The organism is Streptomyces sp. NPDC059832 (assembly GCF_042731715.1).
Taxonomy (GTDB): Bacteria; Actinomycetota; Actinomycetes; order Streptomycetales; family Streptomycetaceae; genus Streptomyces.
On the sequence record NZ_JBHWIY010000005.1, the window covers coordinates 91459 to 112089 of the forward strand.

A 20631-nucleotide genomic window follows, 5' to 3' on the forward strand; every position below is an offset into this window, starting at 1 on the left:
GGGGGGGGGGGGGGGGGGGGGGGGGGGGGGGGGGGGGGGGGGGGGGGGGGGGGGGCTCCCCCCGACAGGCTCTCAGAGATACAGGCCCGCGTCCGCCCCGGAGTCCTGCTTCGGCACCGACGCGGGACCGCTTCCGCGCCGCAGCGCGTACAGCTCGGCGAGCGTCGCGCCCTCGCGGCCGAGCCCTTTCTCCGTGCCCAGCCAGGCCACCGCCTCCTTGCGGGTCAGTGAGCCCACCTCGATCCTGGCGAGGCAGCGGCCGGGCCTGACCACGGCCGGGTGGAGCCGCTCCAGGTCCTCGTTGGTGGTGACGCCCACCAGCACATTGCGGCCCTGCCCGAGCAGCCCGTCGGTGAGGTTCAGCAGCCGGGACAGCGCCTGGCCCGCGGTGTGCTTGGCCTCACCGCGGATCAACTCGTCGCAGTCCTCCAGGAGCAGCAGCCGCCACCGGCCCTTGGACGTGCCCTCGTCCTCGCCGATCGCGATGTCCATCAGGTAGCCGACGTCGTTGAAGAGCCGCTCGGGATCGAGCACGCAGTCGACCTGGCACCAGTCCCGCCACGAGCGCGCGAGCGTGCGCAGCGCGGACGTCTTGCCGGTGCCCGGCGGGCCGTGCAGCAGGAGCAGCCGGCCCGAGATGTCGTCGGGCGTGACCTTCATCAGCCGGTCCATGGCATCGGCCACCGGCGCCGTGTAGTTGCCGCGGACCTCGTCCCAGGTGCCGGCGGCGATCTGCCGGGTGGTGCGGTGCGGGCCGCGGCGCGGGGAGACGTACCAGAAGCCCATCGTCACGTTCTCGGGCTGGGGTTCGGGCTCGTCCAGGGCGCCGTCCGTCGCCTGGCCGAGGACCTGCTGGGCCAGCTCCGCGCTGGTCGCGGTGACCGTGACGTCGGCGCCGCGGTTCCACCGCGAGATGAGCAGCGTCCAGCCGTCGCCCTCGGCGAGCGTGGCACTGCGGTCGTCGTCGCGGGCGGCGCGCAGCACCTTGGCGGCCGGGGGCAGCAGGGTGGCCCCGGCCTTGACGCGGTCCAGGGTGGAGCTGTGCGAGTACGGCTGCTCGCCCGTCGCGAAACGGCCGAGGAACAGCGCGTCGACCACATCTGACGGGGAATCGCTGTCGTCGACGGTGAGCCGGATCGGCAGAGCGGACTCGGGGTTGGCAGACATGGCGCCCATGATCCGGCAAGGGGGTACCCGACGCACCCGGGTTTCACTACCTTCCTCCCCTTTCCCGGCAGCGGTCACGGACATGACGCGGCCTCAAGGGGGCGCGGAAAGGGACTTGAATTATTGGAGCAACTTGGCATGCACACTTCCGGTGGGGGTGCCGGAACTGCTACCACGGACTCGGCAGACCGGGCGGAGATCCCGTCGGTCGGTCCCAGGGAGGTTCCATGAAGATGTCCAGACTCGCGGCGCTCTCGTCCTCGCTCCTGCTCGGTGCCGTTCTCGCTCTGACCGGAGCGGCCACCGCCAGCGCCGCAACGTCTGTTCAGGCCGTCGACTACGTTGCCCTCGGCGACTCCTACTCCTCGGGTGTCGGGTCCGGCAGCTACGACAGCGCCAGTGGTGACTGCAAGCGCAGCACCAAGGCGTATCCCGCCCTCTGGGCCGCCGCCAACTCGCCCGCCTCGTTCGCCTTCACCGCGTGCTCGGGTGCTCGTTCGGGTGATGTGAAGGCCAATCAGCTCGGCCCCCTCAACTCCTCGACCGATCTCGTCTCGATCTCCGTCGGCGGCAATGACGCGGGCTTCGCCGACGTCATGACCACCTGTGTCCTCCAGTCGGAGGCCACCTGCCTCAGCCGGATCGCCACGGCCCGCAGCTATGTCGACACCACCCTGCCCGGCAACCTCGACTCGGTGTACTCGGCGATCCAGGCCAAGGCGCCGTCCGCCCGTGTCGTCGTCCTCGGCTACCCGCGCTTCTACAAGATCGGCGGCACCTGTGCCGTCGGCCTGAGCGACAAGGTGCGCACCGCGATCAACGGGGCGGCCGACTACCTCAACGCGGCGACCGCCAAGCGCGCCGCCGACCACGGCTTCGCCTTCGCCGATGTCGCGGGGAAGTTCACCGGTCACGAGATCTGCTCCGGGAGCGCCTGGCTGCACAGTCTCAACTGGCTCAACATCGGCGAGTCCTACCACCCCACCGCCGCCGGACAGTCGGGCGGCTACCTGCCCGTCCTCAACTCGGCGGCCTGACGCCACCAGCGCATGCGCCGGGCCCGTTCGGCCGTCTGACGGGCAGGGGACCCCTGTTCGCCGGGGTCTCCGTCCGGCGGGGTGCGCGGACGGCCGGCGGCCCGCGGCGGGCCTGCGGGCGGAGCGAATCCGTCCGTTTCCGTTCTGTCCAACTCGCCCTGAAATCGGGCGGATTCATGGGTGAGGTGTCAACCTCCGTATGTGTGTGCGCGATCCTGCGACCGGGATACACGAGTGTCACCGCGGGGCGATAGGGTTACCCTGCCCGGGTCGGGTGCCCTCGTACGGGTGGGGAGTGACATGGAACAGATAGTGATGCGGAGCAGGCCGCGTGTGCCTGCCATCACATGCGGGAGCGGTGCGACGAGTTCGCGCCTGGACCGCCATCTCGCGGTGCTCGGCGGTCCCGCCGTGCCACAGCGGGATGCCGCGGAGGCGACACTGCTGATGCGCGAGCTCACCTCGCGCGATGCCGCCCACCGTCGCCGGAGCAAGAGCGCGCGGGTCTCGCTCTTCGCGCCGCTGCGACGACTCCGGCGCTCGCTCTTCGGTAGCCGCCGCTGATCCGACAGCCCGTCACGACCGCCCACCGGTCCTCCGTCCGGGCTGCCCGGCCAGGGTCCGTCGCCCGGCCTCCCGCTCGGGGCCGCAGGTGATCACACCGTCCCGGCGCTGCGCTGCTGTCCGCCCTCCCGTCTCCCCAGGGCCCACGGCGGCGCTTCGGTGTGTTCACCGGGCGCCGGAGGGCGACGGTCGCGGTCCCGGGAAGGCTTCGGTGACTGCTTCAGTGGGCGCCTCGGTAAGTACTTCGGCGCCGAAGTACTTCTAGACTGTACGTATGTCCGAAAAGCGAGCCGCGCGCCTGAGCCCCGACGAACGAAGGGCCCAGTTGGTCGCCATCGGCCTGGACATGCTCGCCGAGCGGTCGCTGGACGAACTCTCCACGGACGACGTGGCGCGGCGGGCCGGTATCTCGCGGGGACTGCTTTTCCACTACTTCGACTCCAAGCGCGACTTCTACCGCGCCGTGGTGCAGCAGGAGTGCGACGACTTCGTCGCAGCCACGGAACCGGACCCCTCGCTGGGGCCCGTCCCCTGGCTGCGGTCGTTCATCGCCGGTTTCGTGCGGTACGTACTGGAGCACCGCAAGGTCTATCTCGCCCTGGTCCGCGGCGCCGCGGGCAGTCACCCCGCGGTGGAGGACATCGTCGACGGAACCAGGACCATCCTCGCCCGGCGGGTGGCGGAGGGGCAGCGGCGGCTCGGGATGCCGGACTCGCCGCGACTGGCCGTCGCCGCCCGCGCCTGGACGGCGTTCGCGGAGGAGGCCGTGACCAGCTGGCCGCGCGGGGAACCGGACGCGCCGGCGGAGCTCGGGGCCTTTCTGGAGTCGAGCTTCATCAGCCTGCTCGGCGCCCTGGACCGGCCCTGTGCGCTGCCCCGGTGAGGTGCCCGACGGTCACTCGCCGCCGCGCGCGTAACGCCGTACGGACAGCGGCACGAACACCGCGAGGAGTACCGCCGACCAGGCGAGCGTCCCGGCCACCGGATGGGCGACCGGCCAGGCGGCGTCGGCGGCCGGGGACGCGTTGCCGAACAGGTCGCGGGCGGCCGAGGCCATGGCGCTGATCGGGTTCCACTCCGCGACCGTCCGCAGCCAGCCCGGCAGATTGTCGGTCGGGATGTAGGCGTTCGACAGCAGCGGCAGGATGAAGGTGGCGCTGCCCAGCTGACCGGCGATCTCCTCGTTGCGGATCAGCAGGCCCAGCCAGCAGCCCAGCCACGACGTGGCGAACCGGAGGAGCAGCAGCAGCCCGAAGCCGCCAAGGGCGGCGAGCGCCCCGCCCTCGATCCGCCAGCCGACCGCGAGTCCGACGAGGATCAGCGGGACCATGCCGATGGCCGTGGTCAGCAGATCGGCGGCGGTCTGGCCGAACGGCACGGCGGGCCGGCTCATCGGCAGGGTGCGGAACCGGTCCATCACCCCGCGGTGGCAGTCCTGCGAGGACTGGAACATCCCGACCATGATGCCGTTGGCCGCCGTCGCGGCCAGCAGGCCCGGTACCAGGAACGCGCGGTACTCCTGGCCCGGCACGGCCAGCGCGCTGCCGAACACGTACCCGAAGAACAGCAGCATCGTGATCGGCATGGTCTGGGTCAGGATCACCACGCCCGGGGCCGCCTTGATCCGCTGCAGATGGCGGCCCAGCACGGCCAGAGTGTCGGCGACGGGGGTGCTCGCGGCGGTCGTGGCGGGCCGCTCGTGGACCAGTGTCGTGCCGCTCATGCTGCCGTCTCCTTCCGGGGCGGGGCGGTGCGGCCGTTGCCGCGGTCGGTCAGGCGGAGGAAGACCTCGTCGAGCGTCGGCGGGCGCAGGCTCGCGTCGATCACCGGTACGCCCGCAGCGTCGAGCTCGCGGATGATACGGGGGAGGGTGAGCGTGGTGTCGGTCGCGACGGCGCCCACGGTGCGGCGCTCGTGGTCGAGCACCGGTTCGGCGCCGGTGAGCTGGTCGAGCACACCGGCCGCCGGGAGCAGCGCCGACTCATGGGCGACGACCACCTCGGCGTAACTGCCGATGCGGGACTTCAGCTCGGCGGGGGTGCCGCGATGGGCGGCCCGGCCCCGGTCGATCAGCACGATGTCGTCGGCCAGCTGATCGGCCTCCTCCAGATACTGCGTGGTGAGCAGGACGGTCGTGCCCCGGCCGGCCAGCTCCCGTACCGCCGCCCAGATCTGGTTGCGGCTGTGCGGGTCGAGACCGGTGGTCGGCTCGTCCAGGAAGAGCACCCCCGGGCGGGTCAGCAGACTGGCGGCGAGATCGAGGCGGCGGCGCATACCGCCCGAGTAGGTGCGGGCCGGGCGGTCGGCCGCCTCGGTCAGCTCGAAGCGCTCCAGGAGCTCGTCGGCGCGGGCGCGTGCCGCGTCGCCGCGGAACCGTTGCAGCTTGGCGAAGAGCCGCAGATTCTGCCGGCCGGACAGCTCGCCGTCGACCGAGGCGTCCTGCCCGGTGACGCCGATCGCCGCGCGGACCGAGGCCGCCTCGCGCACCACGTCGTGGCCGGCGACCCGGGCGCTGCCGCCGTCCGGCGTCGTCAGCGTGGTGAGCACCCGGACGGCGGTGGTCTTGCCCGCGCCGTTCGGTCCCAGCACTCCGCAGACGGTGCCCTCGGCGACCGCGAGGTCGAGCCCGCGCAGCGCGTGTACATCGCCGTAGCGCTTCTCCAGACCTTCACTAAGTACAGCGTACGTAGTTTTCATACGGCCCACCGTATCGCACTACGTACGGTGTACGTAACTACGATGGTGGGCGAGGTGATGATCGATGGTGGGGCGACCCGCTGTACCCGAAGTGATCTGGGCGCGCCCCGAGCGCGCGGGCCGGGGCCCCAGGCCCGCATTCAGCCGAGCGGACATCGCGGCGGCCGCCGTCCGCATCGCCGACGCGGACGGCTTCGACGCGGTGTCCATGCGCAAGGTCGCGACGGAGCTCGGCTGCGGCACGATGTCGCTCTACAACTACGTGCCGCGCAAGGAGGACCTGTACGAGCTGATGCTCGACGCGGTCAGCGGGGGGTACGACTTCCCCGAGCCCTCCGGCGACTGGCGCGCCGACCTCGTCGCACTCGCCCGCCAGACCCGCGCGATGATGCACCGCCACACCTGGGTGCCCCGGCTGATGTCACCCGTGTACGGCTTCAGTCCGAATGCCCTGCGGTACCTGGAGTACGCGCTCAGCTGTCTGGACGGGGTCGACGCGCGGTTCGGCGAGAAGATGGAACTCGTCGCGATGGTCAACGGCGTGATCACCACCTTTGTGGCCAATGAGATCGCCACGGCGGAGCGCAGCCGGTCGCTGCCCTGGTCCGAGGAGCAGGAGAACGCCGCGCGCACCGGCTATCTGATCAGCCAGATCGCGACCGGGAAGTATCCGCGGATGGCGGCGGGATTCGCCGAAGACCCGGGGCCGATCGATCTGGAAGGGGTCTTCGACCGGGCGCTCCACCGGGTGCTGGACTCCTTCGACCGGTAGCGGGCGGGCCCGGTCGCCCCGTCACAGCAGCGCGAACTGCCCGTCCGGGCCCTCCTCCTGATGCCCGAGCACCGACGCGGGCCGCCGGGCCGTGGCCGCGACGGGCAGGACGCCCGCCGCGCGGAGACCGGCGGCCGTGAGCTGCGGACCCGTCGGCAAGACCCTCCTGCCGGGGCCGGAGCCCGTCCAACAGGGCGAGCGGGGCGATCAGTTCCAGCAGCTCGGAGGTCCACTCCCGGGGCCGGGCGCGGGGCCGGACCGCCGCGGCACGAGGCAGTGCGCCCGTGCCCTTCCGCGGCGGTCGGTGCGCCTTTCCAGTGGTCAGTGGGCTTCCACGGTGACCGAGAAGGAGAACCGGTCGCCCCGGTAGCGGATCTGCGCCACGTCGACCACCTGGCCGCTCTCGTCGTACGTCACGCCCGTGTAGAACAGGATCGGGCTCAGCAGCGGGACTTGGAGGAGTTCGGCGGTGGCCGGGTCGGCCAGCCGCGCCTCGACCGTGTCGGTGATGCGCGCGATACGGACGCCGACCCGGTCGCGCAGCACCTTGGTCATCGGCCAGCGTTCGAGATCGGCGACGTCCAGGCGGGCCGCGATCTCGGGACGCACCACGTTCTCCACCCAGTTGGTGGGCTCGTCGCTGTCGCCGTCGTGGCGCAGCCGGCGGTAGCTGACCACCTCCGCGCAGTCGGGGAAGTACTCGGTGAGATCCCCCGGCACGGCGACCGGGCCGTGGCCGAGCACCGTGGTCCGCTCGCCCGACTGCTGGGCCACGATCGCATCGATCGAACCCAGCAGCCGGACCGGCGAGACCCGGCGGGCGCGCGGCTCGATGAAGGTGCCGCGCCGCCGGTGCCGGCTGATCAGCCCTTCGGTCTCCAGCTCCTTGAGCGCCTGGCGCATCGTCAGGACGCTGACGCCGTAGTGCGCGGCGAGCTGTTCCTCGGTCGGCAGCCGCGCCGAGGCGTCCCTGGCACGGCCCAGTATCGAGGCGCGCAACGACTGCGAGACCTGGTACCACAGCGGCAGCTTTCGGTTCAGGACCAGCGAATCGGGGGCGAAGGCCGGCCCCGGGGAGATCTTGGGCGTCTGAGGCACCTGGGGCCTTTCGTTCGGACCGGGCCGGGGGCGGCGGTGTCGCCTACGGCCTGAAGTTGCGGCTCAGACCCTGCCACACGTCGTCGTAGCCGTGCTGCAGATGACCGGCGGTCGCCGCCTGCCCCGTCGCCGTCACCGGCCAGCGGGTCTCGAACATGAAGGCGAGGCCGTCGTCGATCTTCTGCGGCTTCAGCTCCGCCTCGCTCGCCCGGTCGAAGGTCTCCCGGTCCGGGCCGTGCGCCGACATCATGTTGTGGAGCGAGCCGCCGCCCGGCACGAAACCGCCCTTGCCGGCCGTCTTGGCGTCGTACGCGCCCTCGATCAGGCCCATGTATTCGCTCATCACATTGCGGTGGAAGTACGGCGGCCGGAAGGTGTCCTCGCCGACCAGCCAGCGCGGCGCGAAGACGACGAAGTCGACACCGGCCAGACCGGGGGTGTCGGACGGCGACGTCAGCACGGTGAAGATCGACGGGTCGGGATGGTCATAGCTGATCGAGCCGATGACATTGAAGCGGTGCAGGTCGTAGACGTACGGGGTGTGGTTGCCGTGCCAGGCGACCACATCGAGCGGCGAGTGGTCGTAGGTCGCCGACCAGAGGTTCCCGCAGAACTTGTTGACCACCTCCACCGGGCGGTCGTCGTCCTCGAACGCCGCGACGGGAGCGAGGAAGTCCCGGGCGTTCGCCAGGCCGTTGGCGCCGATCGGGCCGAGGTCGGGGAGGGCGAACGGCTGGCCGTAGTTCTCGCAGACATAGCCGCGGGCGGTGGCGTCGAGCAGCTCCACGCGGAAACGGACGCCGCGCGGGATCAGCGCGACGTGCCCCGGTTCGGCACGCAGCAGGCCCAGTTCGGTACGGAGCAGCAGGCCGCCGCGCTCCGGGACGATCAGCAGCTCGCCGTCCGAGTCGCTGAACACCCGGTCCGTCATCGACGAGTCGGCGTGGTAGAGATGCACGGCCATTCCGGTGCGCTGCGTCGCGTCGCCGTTGCCGCCGAGGGTCCACAGGCCCGCCAGGAAGTCCGTCCCGGGCGTGGGCTCGGGGAGCGGATCCCAGCGCAGCCGGTTGGGGTCGGGCACGGATTCGGTGAACGGGGCGGTCCGGATCGCCCCGTTGCCGATCCGGACGAACGGGGGATGAGCGGCCGACGGGCGGATCCGGTAGAGCCAGGAACGGCGGTTGTGGGCGCGCGGTTCGGTGAAGGCGGAGCCGCTCAGCTGCTCCGCGTAGAGCCCGAGGGGGGCGCGCTGGGGGGAGTTGCGGCCGTGCGGCAGCGCCCCCGCAACCGCCTCCGAGCTGTGCTGATTGCCGAAACCGGCGGAATGCTCCAGCGCTTCCGCCGTCTTCCTCGCCTGCTCGTTGCCGCTCATGTGCGCTCCCGGTGCCGAAGGAATCCTATGGGTAACCGTAGGAATCGGATCGAGGCGAGTCAACGGCATTCGTGACGCACACGGGTTCCGGGGGTTCCCGGAGTGTTCCAAATGTGTGATGCACGGGGGGGTTCAAAAAGTTGAACAATGCTCTACTCTCCCGCACATGTCGTGGACACGAAGACTTCTGGTGGTTCTGGCGGCGCTCGTCGCCGCCCTGCTCGCGGCCCCGGCCGCCCAGGCGCACGAGGAACGTCCGGTCACCCTGCCCGACGGAACCGGCAGCGTTCCCGTGTACCGCACCGGCGAACCCGATCTGCTGGTCTGCAAGAGCGACCGGGCGGACTTCGAACGCCGGGTGTCCGGCTTCCCGGAGGGGCTGCGGACCCGGAACCTGAAGCTCTTCGACCGGTGCCAGAAGTCCGGCTACCGCCATCTGCAACAGGCCGTCGACGCGGTCGACGGGCCCGGCATGAATATCGCCATCCTGCCCGGCCTGTACGAGGAGGAGCCCTCGCTGCCCAAGCCGACGGGGGAGTGCGCCCGGCTGAAGGCACCCAACTCCCAGCTCGGCTACCAGATCCTGTCGTACGCGCAGCAGGCTCGGTGCCCGCACAACCAGAACCTGGTGGCGATCCTCGGCAAGAAGGACCTCCAGATCGAGGGCACCGGCGCCGAGCGCACGGACGTGGTCGTCGACGCCAAGTACCAGAAGCTCAACGCGATCCGCGCGGACGGCTCCGACGGCATCTACTTCAGGAACTTCACCGCCCAGCGCACCACCTTCAACTCCCTGTACGTCCTGGCCCAGGACGGCTTCGTCATCGACTCCGTCCTCACCCGGTGGAACGACGAGTACGGCTTTCTGACCTTCGCCAGCGACCACGGGCTGTACAAGAACTGCGAGTCGTACGGAAACGGCGACTCCGGCATCTACCCCGGCAGCGCGTCGAACATCAACGACGCGTACGGCTACGACGTGCCGCGCTACTCCATCGAGATCACCGGCTGCCGCAGCCACCACAACATGGTCGGCTACTCCGGCACCGCGGGCGACTCCGTCTACGTCCACGACAACGAGTTCGACCACAACATGGGCGGCGCCTCGATGGACAGCGCCTTCCCCGGCCACCCCGGCCTGCCGCAGAACCACGCCCGCTTCGAACACAACCTGATCCACGACAACAACGCCGACTACTACCCCTACGTCGCCGACGGCACCTGCGCCAAGCCGCCCGTGGACCGCGGCTACGAGGAGGGGGTCGTCTGCCCGCAGATCTCCATGCCGCCCGGTTCCGGCATCATCACCGCGGGCGGCAACTGGAACCTGTACGAGAACAACTGGATCTACGGGCAGCGGCGCGCCGCCTTCGTCCTGACCGCCGTCCCCGCCTTCATCCGCGGCGAGGGCGCGCTGTCCAAGCAGGCCGACACCTCGCACCACAACCGGTACGCGGGCAACCACCTCGGCAGGGACAAGGCGGGCAACTCCCGCCCCAACCGCACCGATGTGTGGTGGGACGGCCAGGGCGAGGGCAACTGCTGGCAGGCGGACGCGGGGCCGTCCTCCCCGCGCGCCCTGCCCACCTGCGGTTCCGGGCGCGGCGCCGTGTCCGGGAGCACCGACCGGCTCGTCGGCGAACCGGTCAAGCTCGCCCAGCTGCTGGTCTGTGCCGACTACAACGTGCAGGCACGCCGGCTGCCGGCCGGCTGCGACTGGTACGGGGCCCGGGGCATCGAGCGCATCGAGGTGCAGGTGGCGCTGGCGGTCGCGGTGGTGCTCGCGCTGGTCGGCGGGGTGCTGTGGTGGCGCAGACTGCGCGGCAGCCGGCTCGCGACGGTGGCCACGGGGCTCGGCGTGATCGGCCTCGGGCTCGACGTGGCCGGATCGACGACGGGGCTGGCCGCCTCCTATGTGCCCGCGCTGGCGCTGTTGCTGACCGGGGTGTGGTGGACCGGCATCGGTCTCGTGCTCCGGAGGGAACGGCCCTGGCTGGGCCGGACCACGGTGGTGCTGGGTGCGCTCACGCTGCTCGACGCCGTGGACAAGGCCGTCTTCATGATCCCGTGGATTCCGCTCAGCCCGGCCTGGGTGCGCGGACTGCTCGGTGTGGTCTGGGTGGTGTGGGCCGTGATCGCCGCCGCCCGCCACGGCGACCGCAACCCGCCGGAAGAGACCGCGGCCCCGGCCCCCGGTTCCGTCCCGGCCCCGGCCTCGGGCCCCGCCCCGGAAGGAGACGCATCGTGAAGCGTTCCACCACACCGTCGCTGCCCGCCCGGCCGATCCGGGTTTCCCGGCCGGTCCTCGCCGCCGTCACCGTGCTCACCGCGGGCGCCCTCGTGTTCGGTGCGAGCGCCTGCGGCGGGCGGGCCACCACCCATCACAAACCCGGCACCAGCCATGAACAGGCCGGCGGCGGCGTCGGCCGGCTGCTCGCCGCCGACGACGGCTCCGGCAACCGGCTGCGCCAGGTCGACGCCGAGGGCGCCCCCGGGGTGACGGTCGCCGTACGACCGGACTCCGAGGACGGGTGGAACGTCCACCTCTCCGTACGGAACTTCAGGTTCACCCCGGACAGCGTGGGCGGCGCCGCCCTCCTCGGGCGCGGCCACGCCCGGCTGTTCCTCGACGGCCACCCCCTCGCCCGCGTCTACGGCTCCTGGTACCACCTCCCCGCCTCCCTCGTCCGTGCCGCCGGCGGCGGTACCGGCCTCACCGCACGGCTCTACGCCGACGACCGCACCGCCTGGGCCGTGAACGCCACCCCCGTCCAGGCCACCACCTCCCTCGCCACGCCCTCCGCGACGGCCACCTCCCCGGAGGAGCACCGAACCGCAACACCCCGGCCCGACACGACACTTGAGATCGTCGTCTCGCACGGCAGGGTCAGCCCCGATCCCGGCCGCACCGAGATCGAGAAGGGCCGGACCGTCGAACTCCGGGTCCGCAGCGACCGCGCCGACACCCTCCACGTCCACGGCTACGACAAGGAGGCCCGGCTGCCCGCGGGCAGGACCGTCACCCTCACCTTCACCGCCGACCGCAGCGGGCTTTTCGAGGTCGAGACCCACGAGTCCGACCTGCTCCTGACCCAACTCGTCGTACGGTGAGCGTCCTCGCCCACGGCATCGGCGCCCAGCACGACCTGCCGCTGTCCCCCTTCTACGCCTTCGCCGGAGCCTTCGCCGCGCTCTTCGTCTCCTTCCTCGCGCTCGGCCTGCTCTGGTCCGCCTCCCGGTTCCGCGGCGACCGGGCGGGCCGCCCGCTCCCGTGCGCCGTCCAGCGCCTCGCCGACGCCCGCCCCACCCGTATCGCGCTGCGCGCGCTCGGTCTCGCCGCCGCCCTGTACGTCACGCTCCACCTCCTCCTCGGCCCGGACGACCCGGACCGCAATCCGGCCCCCGGCGCCGTCTACGTACTCCTCTGGGTCGGGCTCGTCCCCGCGTCGCTCCTCCTCGGTCCCGTCTGGCGACCGGTCAACCCGCTGCGCACCGTCCACCTCCTCGTCTGCCGCGCACTGGGCCGCGACCCCGCCGCGGGCCGGCCCCTTCCCGCACGGCTCGGTCTGTGGCCCGCCGCCGCCGGGCTCCTCGCCTTCACCTGGCTCGAACTCGTAGCCCCCGACCCCGCGTCGACCACCGCCCTCCTCCTCTTCCTCTCCCTCTACGCCGCCGTCCACCTCGCGGGCGCCGCCCGCCACGGGGCCGGGTGGTTCGACCGGGCGGACGCCTTCGAGGTCTACTCGGGGCTGCTCGCCCGGCTCTCCCCGCTCGGCCGCCGCCCCGTCGACCGCCGCCTCGTGCTCCGCTCCCCGTTCGACGGACTCGACGCCACCCCGCAGACGGCCGGACTTGTCGCCACCGTGTGCGTCATGCTCGGCTCCACCGCCTACGACGGCTTCTCCGACTCCCCGTCCTGGATCACCACCGTCCAGACCTCACCCCTGGGCCGCACCACCGCGGCCACGCTCGGACTCCTGGGCGCCGTCGCCCTCGTCGCCACCCTCTACGCCCTCTGCGCCGGCGCCGTCCGGCTGATCTCCGGCCAACTGCGCCACCCGCTCACCGCCTTCGCCCACTCGCTCGTCCCGATCGCGCTCGGCTATCTCGTCGCCCACTACTTCACACTCTTCGTCACCGAAGGCCCACGCACCGTCATGGTGGCATCCGGCACCGACAATCCGGTCCCGCCCGAGCCGCCCCTGGGCCCCGGCGGTGTCGCCACGCTCCAGGTCGCCGCGATCGTCCTCGGCCACGTACTCGGCGTCGTCGCCGCCCACGACCGGTCCGTGCGCCTCTTCCCGCCCGGCCGCGCCGTCGCCGGACAACTCCCGCTGCTGGTCCTGATGATCACGTACACCATCGGCGGGCTGTCGCTGCTCATCGCGTGAGAACCGCGCCGGAGACCGGCGGTCACCCGCCCGCGACCGCACCGGAACCCACCGGCCAACCGCACCGGAACCCACCGGCCGCCCGCCGCAGAGGAGGTCCACGGCATCATGGAGCCCGTGCCCCATGCGAACACGAACCTCCGCCGCGCCCCCGTGCAGCAGCGCAGCGCCGAGCGCCTCGCCCGGATACTCGACGCCTGCGCCGAACTCCTCGACGAGACCGGCTACGAGCAGCTGTCCACCCGGGCCGTGGCCATCCGCGCCGGGGTCCCCATCGGCTCCGTCTACCGGTTCTTCTCCAACAAGCGCGCGCTGGCCGACGCGCTGGCCCGGCGCAATCTGGACAGCTACACCGAACGCATCACCTCCCGCCTGGCCGTCATCCCGACCGCGGACTGGCGCAGCGCCATCGATGCCGTGCTGGACGAATACCTGGCGATGAAGCGCTCCGTGGCCGGATTCGCCCTCGTCGACTTCGGCGCGCCGGCCCCCGAGGACGACCCCGCCGGCGACGCCAACCAGCGGGTCGCGGGCCGGCTCACCGAACTGCTCTCCGGGCACCTCGGCCGCGCCCCCGACGAGGATCTGCTGCGCACCATCCTGGTCTGCGTCGAGGCCGCCGACGCCCTCCTCCAACTCGCCTTCCGTACCGACCCGTCGGGCGACCGGGCCATCGTCGCCGAGACCCGCATCCTGCTCCGGGCCTACCTGGCGCGCGTCCTGGACTGACCGGGCGACACCGTCCGGCCGCCCCGGGCGAGCCCGTCGCGTCAGCACCTCCCCACCGTGCGTACCGGTCGGTATGCTCGCCCTGCTTGCCGACGTACGCGCGCCACCGCTGCCGCCGCCCAGCGGCGGCTCGAACGTCTGCACCTTGCAGGTGCACCCCACCGACGCGGCCCGGCTGGGACTGGTGGACGGCGGCCCGGCCACCGTGGCGTCGGACGGCGGCGCGGTGACCGCCCCGGTCGGGATCACCGACGGTGTACGGCCCGGAGTGGTGAGCCTCCCGCACGGGTGGGGCCACCACCGCCCCGGCACCCGGCTCTCCGTCGCCGCGGTCCGCCCCGGCGTCAACGTCAACCAACTGCTCGACGGCACGCGGCTCGACCCGCTCTCCGGCACCGCCGTGCTCAACGGATTCCCGGTGACGGTGACACCCGCCGCGACACACGAGCCCGTGGCGCCGGCGGGGGCGCGGGTCGGGACACCGGCGGGGGCACCGGTCGTGCCCAAGTCGTGATCCCCGCGTTGACCTGGGGTTTTGCTCGTATTGCTCGCATGTCAACATCTTGTTAACGCTGTGAACCGCGCCCTAACGTCATCCGCACCGCCGAGTCCGGTGGGAGTTCAAGGGTGAGCGATAGGTATCCACATGCTGACAATCCTCGGCTTCGCCATGATTGCGACCTTTCTGGTCCTGATCATGTTGAAGAAGATGTCGCCGATCGCGGCGCTGGTCCTGATCCCCGCGCTGTTCTGCGTCGCGGTCGGGCAGGGCGCGAAGCTCGGTGACTACGTCATCGAAGGCGTCGGCAATCTCGCCCCGACCGCCGCGATGCTGATGTTCGCCATCGTCTACTTCGGCGTGATGATCGACGTCGGCCTCTTCGACCCGATCGTGCGGGGCATCCTGCGCTTCTGCAAGGCCGACCCGATGCGGATCGTCGTCGGTACGGCCGTGCTCGCCGCCATCGTCTCCCTCGACGGCGACGGCTCCACCACCTTCATGATCACCGTCTCGGCGATGTATCCGCTCTACAAGCGCCTGAAGATGAGCATGGTCGTGATGACCGGTGTCGCCGCCACGGCGAACGGCGTCATGAACACCCTTCCCTGGGGCGGCCCCACCGCCCGCGCCGCCACCGCGCTCAAGCTGGACGCGGGCGACATCTTCGTCCCGATGATCCCGGCGCTCGGCATCGGACTGGTCGCCGTCCTGCTTCTCGCCGTCGTGCTGGGCCGACGCGAGCGCAAGCGGCTCGGCATGCTCACCCTCGACGAGGTGCTGGCCACCGAGACGGCCACGGAGTCGGAGACCGTTCTCGTCGGGGCGGGCGGCGGCAGCGACCGTACCCGCAAGAACTCCGGCGGAGCCGGTACGGGCACGGGCGCAGGCGCGGACGGCGACGGAGCCGGGGACTCCGGGCCGGACGAGGGCGAGGACGAGGGCTTCAAGGGCCTGGACCCGAACCGGGCCACCCTGCGTCCCAAGCTCTACTGGTTCAACGCGGGCCTCACCGTCGCCCTGCTCACCGCGATGATCATGGAACTGATGCCGATCCCGGTGCTCTTCCTGCTCGGCGCGGCCCTCGCCCTCACGGTCAACTTCCCCCACATGCCCGACCAGCGGGCCCGGATCGCCGCCCACGCCGACAACGTCCTCAACGTCTCCGGCATGGTCTTCGCGGCCGCCGTCTTCACCGGCGTCCTCTCCGGCACGGGCATGGTCGAGCACATGGCCGACTGGCTCGTCGGCGCGATCCCCGACGGCATGGGCCCGCACATGGCGATCGTCACCGGCATCCTCAGCATCCCGCTGACGTACTTCATGTCCAACGACGGCTTCTACTTCGGAGTGGTCCCGGTGCTCGCCGAGGCGGGTGCCGCCCACGGTGTCTCCCCGCTGGAGATCGCCCGTGCCTCCCTGGTCGGCCAGCCCCTGCACATGTCGTCCCCGCTGGTCCCGGCCGTCTATGTGCTCGTCGGCATGGCGAAGGTCGAATTCGGCGACCACACCAGGTTCACCGTCAAGTGGGCCGCGCTCACCTCGCTGGTGGTGCTCTGCGCCGGACTCCTGTTCGGCATCATCTGACCGTGCGCACCCTCCAGGAGCCCGGCAGGGGCTGGCTGCTGCGCCTCGTCATCGCCTTCGCCTTCGCGCAGGGGGCGGTGTCGATGGCCCGGCCCGCCGTCTCCTACCGGGCTCTCTCGCTCGGTGCGGACGAGCGCGCCATCGGTGTGATCACCGGGGTGTACGCGCTCCTCCCGCTCTTCGCCGCCGTCCCGCTCGGGCGCAGGACCGACCACGGCCGGTGCGCGCCCCTGCTGCCCTTCGGCGTCGTCCTGATCGCGGGCGGCTGCGCCCTGAGCGGCCGGGCGGACTCGCTGACGGCGATGGCGGCCTGGAGCGGCGTGATGGGGCTCGGCCACCTCTGCTTCGTCATCGGCGCCCAGTCGATCGTCGCCCGTCAGTCCGCCCCGGCCGAACAGGACCGCAACTTCGGGCACTTCACCATCGGCGCCTCCCTCGGCCAGCTCATCGGCCCGATCGCCGCGGGGTATCTGATCTCCGAGCGGGACGGTGCCATGGCCCGTACGAGCGCATTCGCCCTGCTCGTCTCGGCCGCCGTCGCCGCCGTCTCCCTCGGCTCGCTCCGGCGCATCGAGCACCGGTCCGCGCCCGCGGCCCGCCGGGCCGACCCGGGCGCGAAGGTCCCCGTCGGCCGCATCCTGCGGGCCCGCGGCGTCCCGGCCGGGATCTTCATCAGCCTCGCCGTGCTCTCCGCGACCGACATCCTCACCGCGTATCTGCCGGTCGTCGGCGAACACCGGGGCATCGCCCCCGCCACCATCGGACTGCTGCTCAGTCTGCGCGCCGCCGCCACCATCGCCTGCCGCCTGGTGATGACCCCGATGCTCCGGGTCCTCGGCCGCACGGCGCTGCTCACCACGACCTGTCTGCTGGCCGGAGTGCTGTGCGCGGGCATCGCCCTGCCCGTCCCCGTGGCCGCGCTGGCCGTGATGCTCGCCGTGCTCGGCTTCTGTCTCGGGGTCGGGCAGCCGCTCTCGATGACGACCGTCGTCCAGGCCGCGCCGCCGGAGGCCCGGTCCACCGCGCTCGCCCTCCGGCTGACCGGAAACCGCCTGGGACAGGTCGCGGCCCCCGCGTCCGCCGGTCTGATCGCCGGGGTGGCGGGCATCGCGGCGCCGTTCGTCATGCTCGGCGCCCTCCTGATCGCGGCGGCGGGGCTGGGCGTACGCGGCGGGCGGGCCCGGAAGTCCGGTGCCGCCCCGACCGAACCGGCACCCCGGCCGGGCCGGCGCCACGCCGACCGCGACCGCGCCTGACACCCGCCGATGGCAGTTCACCGCCGCCAGGACCCGGCGGTTGACCTCAAGTCCACTGGAGGTCGTACGTTCCTCCCATGAGCATGGAAACCACGGCGTGGACACAGCTCCACAACGTCATGAACGCGCAAGCGGACCGACGCCCCTTCGACCCCGCCACCCTGCGGCGCATCGCCGCGTTCGCCCGCCCGCACCGGCGCCGGGTCGCCCTGTTCCTGATCCTGAGCGTGGCGACGGCACTGCTCGCGGTCGCCACCCCCGTCCTCGCCGGCCGCGTCGTGAACGCGATCGTGTCCGGCAAGGAGTCGGGCACCGTCACCCGGCTGTCCCTCCTCATCGCCGTGATCGCCGTCGCGGAGGCCGCACTGGGCCTGGTCAGCCGCTGGCTCTCGGCCAATCTCGGCGAGGGGCTGATCCTCGACCTGCGCACCGCCGTCTTCGACCATGTGCAGCGCATGCCGGTCGCGTTCTTCACCCGGACCCGCACCGGTGCGCTCGTCAGCCGCCTCAACAACGACGTCATCGGAGCCCAGCGCGCCTTCAGCAACACGCTGTCCGGCGTCGTCAGCAACGTCGTGACGCTGCTGCTCACCCTCGGCGTCATGCTCTCCATCTCCTGGCAGATCACCGTGCTCGCACTGGTGCTGCTGCCGGTGTTCGTGCTGCCGGCCCGGCGGATGGGCACCAGGATGGCGAGGCTCCAGCGGGAGGCCGCGGCCCACAACGCCGCGATGGGGACCCGGATGACCGAGCGCTTCTCCGCACCCGGTGCCACCCTGATCAAGCTCTTCGGCCGCCCCGCCGACGAGTCCGCCGAATTCGCCGTCAGAGCCGGCCGGGTGCGCGACATCGGCGTCCGCACGGCCATGGCCCAGTCCGCGTTCATCACCGCCCTCACCCTCGTGTCCGCGCTGGCACTCGCCCTGGTCTACGGGCTCGGCGGCTTCTACGCACTGCGCGGCCGGCTCGACGCGGGCGCGGTCGTGGCCCTGGCCCTCCTGCTGACCCGGCTGTACGCACCGCTCACCGCACTCGCCGGGGCGCGCGTCGAGGTGATGAGCGCGCTCGTCAGCTTCGAGCGGGTCTTCGAGGTCCTCGACCTCAAGCCGCTCATCGACCAGAAGCCGGACGCACGGGCGGTCCCGGACGGTCCGGTGTCCGTCGAGTTCGACCAGGTGCGGTTCGGCTACCCGTCCGCCGACAAGGTCTCGCTCGCCTCGCTGGAGGACGTCGCGAGCCTCGACACCCGCGGCGGCGACGAAGTACTGCGCGGGGTCTCCTTCCGCGCCGAGCCCGGACAGACGGTGGCACTCGTCGGCTCGTCCGGCGCGGGCAAGTCGACCATCGCCCAACTGCTGCCGCGGCTGTACGACACGGACGAGGGCGCGGTACGCATCGGCGGCGTCGACGTACGCGACCTGACCGCCGACACCCTGCGCGACACCCTCGGCATGGTCACCCAGGACGGCCACCTCTTCCACGAGTCGGTGCGCGCCAACCTGCTGCTCGCCCGCCCCGGAGCCGCCGAGGAGGACCTCTGGGACGCGCTGCGCCGCGCGCGCCTGGACGGTCTCGTCGCCTCGCTGCCCGACGGGCTCGACACCGTCGTCGGCGAACGCGGCTACCGGCTCTCCGGCGGCGAACGCCAGCGGCTGACCATCGCCCGGCTGCTGCTGGCCCGTCAGCGCGTCGTCATCCTCGACGAGGCCACCGCCCACCTCGACAACACATCCGAGGCGGCCGTCCAGGAAGCACTCACCGAGGCGCTCGCCGGACGCACGGCGGTCGTGATCGCCCACCGGCTCTCCACGGTCCGGGCGGCCGACCTCATCCTGGTCGTGGAGAACGGGCAGATCGTGGAGCGGGGCACGCACGACGAACTCCTCGCCGCGGGCGGCCGGTACGAGGAGCTGTACCGCACCCAGTTCGAGAACCCCGGTACGGAGCACGCCGAGCTCGGCCGGCAGCCCTCGGCGTGACGGGCGTCTCTGGCGCCCGAAAACTAACAGCGCTAGTTTGGGGTTGCGGACGCCCCCGTCCGCAACCGTGTCCGGGAGGAACAGCGATGAAGGCCCACGACGGCATGTACATCGACGGGGCCTGGCGGCCCGCCGCGGGAAGGGACACGATCACGGTCGTGAACCCGGCGGACGAACAGGTCATCGCCGAGGTCCCGGCCGGCGGGGCGGAGGACGTCGACGCCGCGGTACGGGCCGCCCGCGCCGCGCTCCCCGCCTGGGCGGCCACCGCGCCCGCCGAGCGTGCCGCGCGCATCGCCGCCCTGCGCGACGTACTCGTCGCCCGCAAGGACGAGATCGCCGGGACCGTCACCGCCGAACTCGGCGCGCCGCTGCCCTTCTCGCAGGCGGTGCACGCGGGCGTACCGGTCCTGGTGGCGGGCTCGTACGCCGAGCTCGCCGCCTCGTACGCCTTCGAGGACAAGGTCGGCAACTCCACCGTGTACGCCGAGCCGGTCGGCGTCGTCGGCGCGATCACTCCGTGGAACTACCCGCTGCACCAGATCGTCGCCAAGGTCGCCCCCGCGCTCGCGGCGGGGTGCACGGTCGTCCTCAAGCCCGCCGAGGACACCCCGCTGACCGCACAGCTCTTCGCCGAGGCCGTCGATGAAGCGGGCGTCCCCGCAGGCGTGTTCAACCTCGTCACCGGTCTCGGCCCGGTCGCCGGACAGGCCCTGGCCGAGCACGACGGCGTCGACCTGGTCTCGTTCACCGGCTCCACCGCCGTCGGCAGGCGGATCGGCGCCACGGCCGGCGCGGCCGTCAAGCGCGTCGCCCTCGAACTGGGCGGCAAGTCCGCCAACGTCATCCTGCCGAGCGCGGACCTGGCCAAGGCCGTCGGCGTCGGCGTCGCGAACGTCATGGGCAACTCCGGCCAGACGTGCAGCGCCTGGACCCGGATGCTGGTGCACACCTCGCAGTACGACGAGGCGGTCGCGCTCGCCGCGGAGGCGGCCGCCAAGTACGGCGACCGCATCGGCCCCCTCGTCAACGCCAAGCAGCAGGCGCGGGTGCGCGGCTACATCGAGAAGGGCGTGGCGGAGGGTGCCCGCCTCGTCGCGGGCGGCCCCGAAGCCCCGCGCGAGCAGGGCTACTTCGTCAGCCCCACCGTGTTCGCCGATGTCACCCCGGAGATGACCATCGCCCAGGAGGAGATCTTCGGCCCCGTCGTCTCGCTCATCCGCTACGAGGACGAGGACGACGCCCTGCGCATCGCCAACGGCACCGTGTACGGCCTCGCGGGCGCGGTCTGGGCGGGCGACGACGCGGAGGCGGTGGCGTTCGCCCGGCGGATGGACACCGGGCAGGTCGACATCAACGGTGGCCGGTTCAACCCGCTCGCCCCGTTCGGCGGCTACAAGCAGTCCGGCGTCGGCCGCGAACTCGGCTCCCACGGGCTCGCGGAGTACCTCCAGACCAAGTCCCTGCAGTTCTGACCGTTCCG

The 20631-nt window shown here is 71.9% G+C and carries 19 protein-coding genes; 13 read left to right on the forward strand and 6 right to left on the reverse strand.

Annotated elements, in window-relative coordinates; genetic code table 11:
• Positions 1 to 72: 72 nt before the first annotated feature.
• A complete protein-coding gene (locus ACFV8T_RS10595) occupies positions 73 to 1167 on the reverse strand; it encodes a DUF5925 domain-containing protein (protein WP_385326368.1) in 1095 nt (364 codons plus the stop codon).
• Positions 1168 to 1394: 227 nt separating this feature from the next.
• Between ACFV8T_RS10595 and ACFV8T_RS10600 the strand changes: the two genes are divergently transcribed.
• From ACFV8T_RS10600 to ACFV8T_RS10610, 3 genes are all read left to right on the forward strand, one after another.
• Complete coding sequence (locus ACFV8T_RS10600; protein ID WP_385326370.1) at positions 1395 to 2204, forward strand: SGNH/GDSL hydrolase family protein; 810 nt, start codon at positions 1395 to 1397, stop codon at positions 2202 to 2204.
• A gap of 300 nt (positions 2205 to 2504) precedes the next feature.
• Entirely contained in the window at positions 2505 to 2768 is a 264-nt protein-coding gene (locus tag ACFV8T_RS10605; protein WP_385326371.1) for a hypothetical protein, read from the forward strand.
• Between the two features lie 274 nt (positions 2769 to 3042).
• The gene (locus ACFV8T_RS10610) at positions 3043 to 3651 is read left to right on the forward strand and encodes a TetR/AcrR family transcriptional regulator (protein WP_385326372.1); all 609 of its coding nucleotides are present in this window, start codon (positions 3043 to 3045) and stop codon (positions 3649 to 3651) included.
• Between the two features lie 12 nt (positions 3652 to 3663).
• Here ACFV8T_RS10610 and ACFV8T_RS10615 read toward each other — a convergent pair whose 3' ends face one another.
• Together ACFV8T_RS10615 and ACFV8T_RS10620 are read right to left on the reverse strand one after the other, a co-directional pair.
• Positions 3664 to 4491 (reverse strand): ABC transporter permease, encoded by an 828-nt coding sequence (locus ACFV8T_RS10615; protein ID WP_385326373.1) that lies wholly within the window; start codon positions 4489 to 4491, stop codon positions 3664 to 3666.
• Positions 4488 to 5465, reverse strand: coding sequence for an ATP-binding cassette domain-containing protein (locus ACFV8T_RS10620; protein ID WP_385326375.1), 978 nt, complete (start codon positions 5463 to 5465; stop codon positions 4488 to 4490). Before ACFV8T_RS10620 ends, ACFV8T_RS10615 begins: the two co-directional genes overlap by 4 nt.
• 64 nt (positions 5466 to 5529) lie before the next feature.
• Here ACFV8T_RS10620 and ACFV8T_RS10625 point away from each other — a divergent pair, with 64 nt between their 5' ends.
• Positions 5530 to 6237, forward strand: a complete 708-nt coding sequence (locus ACFV8T_RS10625; protein ID WP_385326377.1) for a TetR/AcrR family transcriptional regulator — start codon at positions 5530 to 5532, stop codon at positions 6235 to 6237.
• A gap of 21 nt (positions 6238 to 6258) precedes the next feature.
• Here ACFV8T_RS10625 and ACFV8T_RS10630 read toward each other — a convergent pair whose 3' ends face one another.
• The 3 genes from ACFV8T_RS10630 to hmgA form a co-directional block, all read right to left on the reverse strand.
• A complete protein-coding gene (locus tag ACFV8T_RS10630) occupies positions 6259 to 6396 on the reverse strand; it encodes a hypothetical protein (RefSeq protein WP_385326378.1) in 138 nt (45 codons plus the stop codon).
• Between the two features lie 162 nt (positions 6397 to 6558).
• Positions 6559 to 7335, reverse strand: a complete 777-nt coding sequence (locus tag ACFV8T_RS10635; protein WP_385326379.1) for a GntR family transcriptional regulator — start codon at positions 7333 to 7335, stop codon at positions 6559 to 6561.
• A 43-nt stretch (positions 7336 to 7378) separates the two neighbouring features.
• The gene (hmgA, locus tag ACFV8T_RS10640; protein ID WP_385326381.1) at positions 7379 to 8707 is read right to left on the reverse strand and encodes a homogentisate 1,2-dioxygenase; all 1329 of its coding nucleotides are present in this window, start codon (positions 8705 to 8707) and stop codon (positions 7379 to 7381) included.
• A 166-nt stretch (positions 8708 to 8873) separates the two neighbouring features.
• Between hmgA and ACFV8T_RS10645 the strand changes: the two genes are divergently transcribed.
• The 9 genes from ACFV8T_RS10645 to ACFV8T_RS10685 all read left to right on the forward strand — a co-directional run bounded on the left by ACFV8T_RS10645 (position 8874) and on the right by ACFV8T_RS10685 (position 20623).
• The gene (locus ACFV8T_RS10645; protein ID WP_385326382.1) at positions 8874 to 10955 is read left to right on the forward strand and encodes a right-handed parallel beta-helix repeat-containing protein; all 2082 of its coding nucleotides are present in this window, start codon (positions 8874 to 8876) and stop codon (positions 10953 to 10955) included.
• A 35-nt stretch (positions 10956 to 10990) separates the two neighbouring features.
• Positions 10991 to 11818, forward strand: coding sequence for a hypothetical protein (locus tag ACFV8T_RS10650; RefSeq protein WP_385326812.1), 828 nt, complete (start codon positions 10991 to 10993; stop codon positions 11816 to 11818).
• A complete protein-coding gene (locus tag ACFV8T_RS10655; RefSeq protein ID WP_385326384.1) occupies positions 11815 to 13098 on the forward strand; it encodes a hypothetical protein in 1284 nt (427 codons plus the stop codon). The genes ACFV8T_RS10650 and ACFV8T_RS10655 overlap by 4 nt, the downstream gene beginning before the upstream one ends.
• A gap of 108 nt (positions 13099 to 13206) precedes the next feature.
• Positions 13207 to 13827: a TetR family transcriptional regulator gene (locus ACFV8T_RS10660; RefSeq protein WP_385326385.1), complete on the forward strand. Its 621-nt coding sequence runs from the start codon at positions 13207 to 13209 to the stop codon at positions 13825 to 13827.
• A gap of 73 nt (positions 13828 to 13900) precedes the next feature.
• The gene (locus ACFV8T_RS10665; protein WP_385326387.1) at positions 13901 to 14341 is read left to right on the forward strand and encodes a molybdopterin dinucleotide binding domain-containing protein; all 441 of its coding nucleotides are present in this window, start codon (positions 13901 to 13903) and stop codon (positions 14339 to 14341) included.
• Between the two features lie 132 nt (positions 14342 to 14473).
• Positions 14474 to 15913 (forward strand): CitMHS family transporter, encoded by a 1440-nt coding sequence (locus ACFV8T_RS10670; protein ID WP_385326388.1) that lies wholly within the window; start codon positions 14474 to 14476, stop codon positions 15911 to 15913.
• Positions 15910 to 17169, forward strand: coding sequence for an MFS transporter (locus ACFV8T_RS10675; RefSeq protein ID WP_385326814.1), 1260 nt, complete (start codon positions 15910 to 15912; stop codon positions 17167 to 17169). Before ACFV8T_RS10670 ends, ACFV8T_RS10675 begins: the two co-directional genes overlap by 4 nt.
• Positions 17170 to 17246: 77 nt before the next feature.
• Entirely contained in the window at positions 17247 to 19148 is a 1902-nt protein-coding gene (locus ACFV8T_RS10680; RefSeq protein ID WP_385326390.1) for an ABC transporter ATP-binding protein, read from the forward strand.
• An 86-nt stretch (positions 19149 to 19234) separates the two neighbouring features.
• On the forward strand, positions 19235 to 20623 hold the full coding sequence (locus tag ACFV8T_RS10685; protein ID WP_385326392.1) for an aldehyde dehydrogenase family protein: 1389 nt from the start codon (positions 19235 to 19237) through the stop codon (positions 20621 to 20623).
• Positions 20624 to 20631: the final 8 nt, after the last annotated feature.

Excerpts from the sequence above, each read along its gene's own strand:
- ACFV8T_RS10595 (WP_385326368.1), bottom strand. The coding sequence starts at position 1,167 with ATGTCTGCCAACCCCGAGTCCGCTCTGCCGATCCGGCTCACCGTCGAC.
- ACFV8T_RS10600 (WP_385326370.1), top strand. The coding sequence starts at position 1,395 with ATGAAGATGTCCAGACTCGCGGCGCTCTCGTCCTCGCTCCTGCTCGGT.
- ACFV8T_RS10605 (WP_385326371.1), top strand. The coding sequence starts at position 2,505 with ATGGAACAGATAGTGATGCGGAGCAGGCCGCGTGTGCCTGCCATCACA.
- ACFV8T_RS10610 (WP_385326372.1), top strand. The coding sequence starts at position 3,043 with ATGTCCGAAAAGCGAGCCGCGCGCCTGAGCCCCGACGAACGAAGGGCC.
- ACFV8T_RS10615 (WP_385326373.1), bottom strand. The coding sequence starts at position 4,491 with ATGAGCGGCACGACACTGGTCCACGAGCGGCCCGCCACGACCGCCGCG.
- ACFV8T_RS10620 (WP_385326375.1), bottom strand. The coding sequence starts at position 5,465 with ATGAAAACTACGTACGCTGTACTTAGTGAAGGTCTGGAGAAGCGCTAC.
- ACFV8T_RS10625 (WP_385326377.1), top strand. The coding sequence starts at position 5,530 with ATGGTGGGGCGACCCGCTGTACCCGAAGTGATCTGGGCGCGCCCCGAG.
- hmgA (WP_385326381.1), bottom strand. The coding sequence starts at position 8,707 with ATGAGCGGCAACGAGCAGGCGAGGAAGACGGCGGAAGCGCTGGAGCAT.
- ACFV8T_RS10645 (WP_385326382.1), top strand. The coding sequence starts at position 8,874 with ATGTCGTGGACACGAAGACTTCTGGTGGTTCTGGCGGCGCTCGTCGCC.
- ACFV8T_RS10660 (WP_385326385.1), top strand. The coding sequence starts at position 13,207 with ATGGAGCCCGTGCCCCATGCGAACACGAACCTCCGCCGCGCCCCCGTG.
- ACFV8T_RS10665 (WP_385326387.1), top strand. The coding sequence starts at position 13,901 with ATGCTCGCCCTGCTTGCCGACGTACGCGCGCCACCGCTGCCGCCGCCC.
- ACFV8T_RS10670 (WP_385326388.1), top strand. The coding sequence starts at position 14,474 with ATGCTGACAATCCTCGGCTTCGCCATGATTGCGACCTTTCTGGTCCTG.
- ACFV8T_RS10680 (WP_385326390.1), top strand. The coding sequence starts at position 17,247 with ATGAGCATGGAAACCACGGCGTGGACACAGCTCCACAACGTCATGAAC.
- ACFV8T_RS10685 (WP_385326392.1), top strand. The coding sequence starts at position 19,235 with ATGAAGGCCCACGACGGCATGTACATCGACGGGGCCTGGCGGCCCGCC.